Source organism: Devosia sp. (genome assembly GCF_028290435.1).
In the GTDB taxonomy this organism is placed as follows: domain Bacteria; phylum Pseudomonadota; class Alphaproteobacteria; order Rhizobiales; family Devosiaceae; genus Devosia.
In genome coordinates this window covers 1-6958 of record NZ_JAQGJV010000044.1, presented here as the reverse complement: position 1 = coordinate 6958, position 6958 = coordinate 1, and the positions used below count along the sequence as shown (strand labels likewise).

The following is a 6958-nucleotide window of genomic DNA, read 5'->3' as shown; positions in this document are numbered from 1 at the left end:
CATAGACCACGTTGCCCTCGAACACCTGCACCAGCCGCGCACACACCACGTCATGCGCCTCACCGTCACGGTGCAATTGCTCACGCGAAATGCCGTGCACCGTCTGCGCCGTATCGTCCCAATCGGTCCAATTGGGCGCGGGCCGGATTAGATACCCTTCTGCCGTGCCGTCCTCCAAAACCCAGCCAACCTCGATCGGATAGCTCTGCTTGTTCAGCGATGACGCTTCGAAATCGAGAAAGATATGCATGCGAGCAGCATAGCGGGCGCAATTGCGCGGGACCAGCCGATCTAGGTGGGCTGGCGCGACAGGGTGCGTTGCACCGCCTCGCGCCAACCAAGCAGCTTGCTCTGCCGTGTTTCGGCGGGCATGACCGGCCAGAACTGGCGGTCGCTCTCGCGCCGGCCGGCGAAGCCGGCAGCGTCGGGCCAGACGCCGGCTTTCCATCCGGCAAGCCAAGCCGCCCCACGGGCGGTGATTTCCGGATCGATCGGGCGGTCAACGCCGACTTCGACGACATCGGCGATGAACTGCATGGTCCAGTTGGATGCCACCATGCCGCCATCGACGCGCAACACGATGTCCTTGGCGCCGCTCCAATCTTCGCGCATGGCGTCGATCAAGTCTCGCGTCTGGTAGCCGACCGCCTCCAGCGCCGCGCGGACCAGTTCGGCCCTTCGGGTCCCCCGTGTCAGTCCATAAATCGCGCCGCGGGCATCATTGTCCCACCATGGCGCGCCGAGCCCGTTGAACGCCGGCACGAGGTAGATCGGCTGATCAGGATCGGAGGCGATCGCCATGGCATCGCCCTGGCTCGATTGCTCAAGCACGCCGAGATCGTCGCGTAGCCACTGCACGGCGCCGCCAACTGTAAAGATTACGCCTTCCAGGGCGTAGGTCGAGCGCCCGTCGAGCCGATAGGCGATGGTGGACAGCATGCGATTTTTGGAGCGCACCAGGTCGGTCCCGGTATTGAGCAAGGCGAAGCAGGAGGTTCCGTAGGTAGACTTCATCATGCCCGGCAGAAAGCAGGCCTGCCCGATCAGTGACGCCTGTTGGTCCCCGATCACGCCATGAATCGGAATGGCTGCGCCCAGCACGTCCGGATCGGTGCTGCCGTAATCGTCGGCGCTGTCCCTGACGGTCGGCAAGATATTGGCGGGTATCTCAAACAGATCCAGCAGATCCGGGTCCCATTGATTGGTTTCGATATTGAAAAGCGCAGTCCGGCTGGCATTGGTAGCGTCGGTCGCATGTACCCTGCCACCGGTCAGCCGGTGGATCAGAAAACTGTCGACGGTGCCGAAAGCCAGGTCGCCCTTAAGGGCCCGCTCCCGCGCGCCTTCGACATTGTCGAGGATCCACTGGGCCTTTGGTCCGGAGAAATATGGATCGAGTAGCAGGCCGGTACGACGGGCCAGCATTTCTTCCTTGCCGGCCTCCCGCAATTTTGCGCAAGCATCGGCCGTGCGGCGATCCTGCCAGACGATGGCGTTATAGATTGCCTTGCCGGTCGCCCGATCCCAGACAACGGTGGTTTCGCGCTGATTGGTGATGCCGATGGCCGCGACGTCCTTGGCGGTGATGCCCGCCTTGCGCAGCGCCGTTTTGCAGGCCCAGAGGCATGTAGCCCAGATTTCCTCGGGGATATGTTCGACCCAGCCGGGCGCGGGATAGTGTTGGGTAAAGTCCATCTTGCCCAGGCCGACGATGGCCTGATTGGTGTCGAAAACGATGGCGCGGCTCGAAGTCGTGCCTTGATCGATGACCAGAATATAGGGTCCCATAGACGCTGCCCCGTCTTCGATTTGAGATTGCACTATTGTTTACTGGCATCACTACCGAAGAATCGTAGTAATGACGGCAAAACGGCATCTGCGGCAATGACTTGGCTCTCGTCGCCGCGCAAATGCAATGCTATCACTCCCCTGCATCCAGAAGACCCAGCGTTAAATGGCCAAATCCGAACGGCGGCTGGTCCCGATCGTCTCAATTGACGTGGTTGGATTCTCCCGTCTTGTGCAGCACAGCGAATTGCAGACCGTTCGCCTGGTGCGGCGGCTCTATGAGCATTTCGCCGTCGGCCGGATCGAGGCCATGGGCGGCAAAGTGTTCAAGACCATGGGCGATGGCCTCTTGGCCGAGTTCAACAGCGTCATCGCTGCGGTCGATTGGGTTGCCGCGGTCCAGAAGGAATTGAACAATCGCCAGGTACAAGCGCCGGGCGGAGAAATTCTGCAGGTCCGCGCCGGCATCGTGATGGCCGACGTGCTGGTGCACGGCGACGACCTCTTCGGCAACGGTGTCAACCTTGCGGTCCGTGTGCAGGGCTTGTCCCCGCCTGGCGGCATGGCGGTGACCAAATGGATGTATGAGTATCTGGTCGGCCAGTCCGATCTGCAATTCAGCGATATCGGCCCCACCATCCTCAAGAATATTCCCAAGACGGTGCGCATTTTCGTCTGGCATCCGCAGGGCACCAAGGCGGCCGAAGCCGCGGCCCCGGTGGCGATACCGTTGCCGGCCTCCAAGCGCCCATCCTTGGTGGTTATGCCGTTCGACAATATGTCCGGCGAGGCCGACCAGAGCTATTTCGCAGATGCAGTGGTTGAGGAAATCACCGCAACGCTGGCTCGTATCAAGGATTTCTTCGTGATCGCCCGCAACTCGGCCTTTGCCTACAAGGGCCGATCGGTGGATGTGCGGCAGGTCGGCCGTGAGCTCGGCGTGCGTTACGTGGTGGAAGGCAGCGTCCGCCGTGTCGGCGAGCGCGTCCGCATTACGGCCCAGTTGGTGGAGACGGAAACCGGCAATCACATCTGGTCCGACAAGGTCGACGGCACGGTGCACGAACTGTTCGATCTGCAGGACACCATGGCCGCGCTGGTGGCCGGCGCTATCTCGCCCTCGATCCGCCAGGCCGAGATCGACCTTGCCCGCTCCAAGCGCCCTGATACCCTGGCCGCCTATGACCTGGTAATGCGGGCCATGCCGCATCTGTGGTCGCACCTGCCCCACGAGAACCGCGAGGCCATCACCTTGCTCGATCATGCGCTGGCGTTGGAGCCCGCTTACGGTCTGGCGGCTGCCCTCGCCGCCTGGGCCCATGGCCAGCAGGTTGCCTATAACTGGACCAGCGATATCGCCGCCGAACGCCTTGAGGCCAAGCGGCTGATTGAGCTGGCGGCCGGCACGGTCAGCGGTGACCCGACTGCGATGACGGCCCTTGCCTCCGCGATGATGCAGACCGGCGGCGACGTCGCCCAGGCCACGGCGCTGGCGGACAGGGCATTGGCGCTCGATCCAAATCACGCATGGGCCTGGATGCGCCGCGGCTTCGGCCAGGTCTACATGGGCAATCCAGAGGACGGGTTGACCGCCTTCGAGCGCTCGGCGCGGCTGAGCCCGCTCGACCCGTTTTCCTTCAACATGTATCTGGGCATGGGACTGGCCCATTTTGGCGCTGGCCGGCCGCAGCAAAGCGTGGCCTTTGCGCAGCGGGCGCTCGCCGAACGCCCCGGCCTGACCTGGCCTTATCGTGACCTCGCCACCTATTATGCCAATTGGGGCGAAACCGCCGCGGCGCGCGACGCGCTGGAAAAATTCCGCGCCGGCCGTCCCGACCTGACCTTGGCCTCGGTCAGTGACAGCCTGCGCTTCATGCACCCGGCCCTGCTAAGCCGCTATATTGGCGGATTGAAGCTGGCTGGGCTGGAATAGCTGCGCAGAACTCCGCCATTCATTCCTATCGGTTGGTCAGTGCCAGCTTGGCGCCGAGCAGCACAAAGGCACCGGCAAAGCTGCGCCGCAGCCATTTCATGATCGAGGGTCGCGAGGTGACGTGATCCCGCACTGCGGCGGCGAACAGCCCGTAGATGACAAACACCACGAAGGTCGCCAGCACGAACACCCCACTCAATTCGAGCATTTGCGGCAGCGCATCGGGTGCATTGGCCGGCACGAACTGCGGGAGAAAAGCAAAGAAGAAGATCGATAGCTTGGGATTGAGAATGTTGATCAGAATGCCCGAGACGATCACTTGCAACGGCGAACGCGGTGCCGCGTCGGCATCGACGCTCAGAGCACCGGTTTCGCGCAGCGTGTTCCACGCCATGTAGAGCAAATAGGCGACGCCGAGATATTTGATGACGTCAAAGGCCAGCGCGCTGGTGTGCAACACTGCGGCGAGGCCGGTTATAGCGGCCGCCATGTGGGGGAGCGTTCCCAAGGTACAGCCCAAGGCGGCCACGAAGCTGGCCTTGGCGCCACGCGACAGGCCGGCGGCCAACACATAAAGCACACCAGTGCCTGGCGAGACGACGACGATCAGCGTCGTCAGCAGGAATTCAATGGTCATCTGGCCCTCGGCGCCGATTGCCGTGCAAGCCTATGCGGCCGTCTGGAGGGCCGCAAGTGGAACGCGGTTATTCCCGCCAGCAGATTGGCCAATAGAGATCGTCGGCGAAGTCGGCCGGGATCGGCGATAGCTTACAGATGGCGCGCGAGGCAAAAGTGATCTGCAGTTCAAGATATTTGACGTCGGGCGGCATAGGATGGCCGGTGACGAATTCGCGCACGCGCCACTCGTTGACCTTGCCCTCACGCATCCGCCGCGCGGCCTCAGCCTCGACATCTTCTGGCCGGATCGGCTCGGTGCCGTCCCGCCCCTGGGCATAACGCAGTCCGCCTTCGATAACCGACAACCTCACCTGACAAACCCCGAGCGCTAGGCGCGGGCTTCTGTCCGCGGCCGATCACTTAAAACTGTCATGAAGTGGTTACCTATTCGCAAAGGCTGTCTTCACGGTTTCGGCACCTGCAGCGCGCTATTTGCGGCGCGAGCGGCGCCACAGGGTCCATTTGCGGGTGCCGCGTAGGATGGCGGAGTTGACCGGCCCTTGCAGGAACGCGAAGTCTAGCGCCAGCAAGAGCAGGCCGAGCGGCAGCATCCAGAGGCCCAGCACCGGCAGGAAGCTGAAAATGCCACCGAGGATCAGCAGCAGCCCGAGTGGAATGCGGATCAGGCGCGCTTGCGGCCTGCGCAGCCAGGACAATGCGCCCGAGGCGAAATTGGGGATGCGGCGCTCGATTCGATCGAACTGACGGTGCAGGCGGGCGTGGCTCTTGGGCGGCATGTATATTGTCCCCTCGTGACGCGGTGGTGGCCTTTAGATGGGAAGCAACGTCGGCATATCCAATAGCGCTGCACCAAATCGCCGCAGGAACCATTGCCCCCAAGGCGGAGTTTATCACCAAACATCAAAGCGGAGCGTCATCATGGCCACAGCAGCAAAACGAGCTATCAAGCGGATCGAAGACAGTGGCGACGACATCGGCGAAAGCCTGGCAGCCCAGATCGCTTCGCTGCGCGAGGAAATTGCCTCCATTTCCGATAACGTCAGCAAATACAGCAACAGCCATTTCAAAGACGCCCAGCACACCTTTAAAGACGTGCAGCACAATGCTGTGGCGGTCGTCGATCAGGTTCGCCATCAAGGTACAGTCGCGGCTCGCCAGATTTCACGTCAAGCCAATGTCGCTGGCAAGGCCGTTCAGGAAAATCCGATTCCTGTGATCGTGGCTTTGGGCACGATAGCCCTGATTTCCGCGCTTATCTTCACGGCAACAGACCGGTAATTTTCTTAAAGGTTTAATTAACCTTCCGGGTCAGACTTTTCTTAAGCCTGTTGGGTCATCTTCGATTAGGCACGCCACGCGCGCGCAAGATCGAGGATGGCCTTTATGCTTGACGTGTCAAAAACTCTTCTGCGCGGTGCTGCGATCGCCGTGGCGATCACCAGCCTGGGCGGCTGCAGTTTTTTTGGTATGAATTTCGGCATGGCGCAGCTCAGCCCGAAGGAATGCCTGATGCGGGCGATGTACTTCGAATCCAACCGCTCCAGCGCTGAAGGCATGCTGGCGGTCGGCACCGTCGTCATGAACCGCGTCAACGATCAGCGCTATCCGCACAGCATTTGCGGCGTCGTGGGCCAGCCCAATCAGTTCGCGTCGGGCGTGCTATCCAAGAAAATGACCGATAGCGGCGCGGTATTGGCGTCGCAGGTTGCCGATCAGGTCATGCGCGGCGAACGGCATCCCGGCGTGCAGAATGCCATGCATTTCCACACCGCCGGCCTGCGTTTCCCTTATGACAACATGCACTATGTGCTGATGGCCGGCGGCAACGAGTTCTACGAAAAATACTAGCTATTTGACCTGGATGAGCGCGCGGCTGACGAAAAAGCCGTGGCCGTCTTCACGAGCACAGGTCAGGCCACGGCGCTCGGACAGGCACTGGAACGGACCCAACTCCACCGTCTTGCCGTACTGAATGGTCTGCTCAATGGAGCAGCAGCTCGGATCGCCGACATCGTTGATGCGGTAAGCGTCGCCGGAGTCACCCAAAATCGTACGCACATAGCTGGGCTCGACCCGGTCGCACTGGATTTCAGCGCCGCCATTGGCGGTCTCGTAAACCGGCGTGCCACCCGCAGGTATGTAGATACAACCGATATTGCCGGAGGGCGCATTGAACTCGACTTGGCCATACTGACCCACATCGAGTTGCTGAAACTGACCGGCCTGGGCCGGCACGCCCAGGATTATGGCGATGCTGGCGACCGCGGCCAGGATCAGCGCGGTCTTGACGGTGTTACGATGCTGGCGGCGAACGATGATCATGACCAAACCCCTCATTGGCATTGTGTTGAGGGATCTTCGGACAGATTGGCTGAACCGGTGCTGGAGCGCCGGTTCAGCTTGCGTTTATCTTCAGAAATCGCCGCCGGTGTCGAAGCCGTCATCCCCGCTATCGTAATCGTCGTTCTGCTGGTCGTCTGGCGCGGGCTCATCCGCTGGTTGGTCTGCGGGTTGATCGGCGTTGTATTCGCCGGCATTGGCTTGCCCGGAGAGCATGCCGGCAATGGCCGAGCCCAGCAGCACGCCGGTGGTTACGCC

8 protein-coding genes and 2 pseudogenes are annotated in these 6958 nt (G+C 61.5%); 3 read left to right on the top strand and 7 right to left on the bottom strand.

Annotated features, from left to right (window positions below; genetic code table 11):
* Both JWP26_RS11190 and glpK read right to left on the bottom strand, forming a co-directional pair.
* A pseudogene (locus JWP26_RS11190) lies at positions 1-250 on the bottom strand (transcriptional regulator); the annotation flags it as partial.
* A 41-nt stretch (positions 251-291) separates the two neighbouring features.
* Positions 292-1788, bottom strand: coding sequence for a glycerol kinase GlpK (gene glpK / locus JWP26_RS11185; protein ID WP_299727251.1), 1497 nt, complete (start codon positions 1786-1788; stop codon positions 292-294).
* A 166-nt stretch (positions 1789-1954) separates the two neighbouring features.
* On the opposite strand from glpK, the gene JWP26_RS11180 reads away from it, so the two are divergent.
* A complete protein-coding gene (locus JWP26_RS11180; RefSeq protein ID WP_299727250.1) occupies positions 1955-3721 on the top strand; it encodes an adenylate/guanylate cyclase domain-containing protein in 1767 nt (588 codons plus the stop codon).
* A gap of 25 nt (positions 3722-3746) precedes the next feature.
* Here the strand turns inward: JWP26_RS11180 and JWP26_RS11175 are convergent, their stop codons facing one another.
* The 3 genes from JWP26_RS11175 to JWP26_RS11165 form a co-directional block, all read right to left on the bottom strand.
* Positions 3747-4358 (bottom strand): LysE family translocator, encoded by a 612-nt coding sequence (locus JWP26_RS11175; protein WP_299727248.1) that lies wholly within the window; start codon positions 4356-4358, stop codon positions 3747-3749.
* 67 nt (positions 4359-4425) lie between these two features.
* A complete protein-coding gene (locus tag JWP26_RS11170; protein ID WP_299727246.1) occupies positions 4426-4710 on the bottom strand; it encodes a hypothetical protein in 285 nt (94 codons plus the stop codon).
* Positions 4711-4827: 117 nt separating this feature from the next.
* Positions 4828-5136, bottom strand: coding sequence for a hypothetical protein (locus JWP26_RS11165; protein ID WP_299727244.1), 309 nt, complete (start codon positions 5134-5136; stop codon positions 4828-4830).
* 142 nt (positions 5137-5278) lie between these two features.
* Between JWP26_RS11165 and JWP26_RS11160 the strand changes: the two genes are divergently transcribed.
* Positions 5279-5638: a hypothetical protein gene (locus tag JWP26_RS11160; protein ID WP_299727242.1), complete on the top strand. Its 360-nt coding sequence runs from the start codon at positions 5279-5281 to the stop codon at positions 5636-5638.
* 105 nt (positions 5639-5743) lie between these two features.
* Positions 5744-6208 carry a cell wall hydrolase gene (locus tag JWP26_RS11155; protein WP_299727239.1) on the top strand — a complete coding sequence of 155 codons (465 nt, stop codon included), beginning with the start codon at positions 5744-5746 and terminating at the stop codon, positions 6206-6208.
* Here JWP26_RS11155 and JWP26_RS11150 read toward each other — a convergent pair whose 3' ends face one another.
* The gene (locus tag JWP26_RS11150) at positions 6209-6682 is read right to left on the bottom strand and encodes a hypothetical protein (protein ID WP_299727236.1); all 474 of its coding nucleotides are present in this window, start codon (positions 6680-6682) and stop codon (positions 6209-6211) included.
* 90 nt (positions 6683-6772) lie between these two features.
* Positions 6773-6958: pseudogene (locus JWP26_RS11145) on the bottom strand (DUF2076 domain-containing protein); the annotation flags it as partial.

What these genes read in the sequence shown, in the direction of transcription:
- JWP26_RS11150 (WP_299727236.1), bottom strand. Translation starts at nt 6,682, where the DNA reads ATGATCATCGTTCGCCGCCAGCATCGTAACACCGTCAAGACCGCGCTG.
- JWP26_RS11160 (WP_299727242.1), top strand. Translation starts at nt 5,279, where the DNA reads ATGGCCACAGCAGCAAAACGAGCTATCAAGCGGATCGAAGACAGTGGC.
- glpK (WP_299727251.1), bottom strand. Translation starts at nt 1,788, where the DNA reads ATGGGACCCTATATTCTGGTCATCGATCAAGGCACGACTTCGAGCCGC.
- JWP26_RS11180 (WP_299727250.1), top strand. Translation starts at nt 1,955, where the DNA reads ATGGCCAAATCCGAACGGCGGCTGGTCCCGATCGTCTCAATTGACGTG.
- JWP26_RS11165 (WP_299727244.1), bottom strand. Translation starts at nt 5,136, where the DNA reads ATGCCGCCCAAGAGCCACGCCCGCCTGCACCGTCAGTTCGATCGAATC.
- JWP26_RS11175 (WP_299727248.1), bottom strand. Translation starts at nt 4,358, where the DNA reads ATGACCATTGAATTCCTGCTGACGACGCTGATCGTCGTCGTCTCGCCA.
- JWP26_RS11155 (WP_299727239.1), top strand. Translation starts at nt 5,744, where the DNA reads ATGCTTGACGTGTCAAAAACTCTTCTGCGCGGTGCTGCGATCGCCGTG.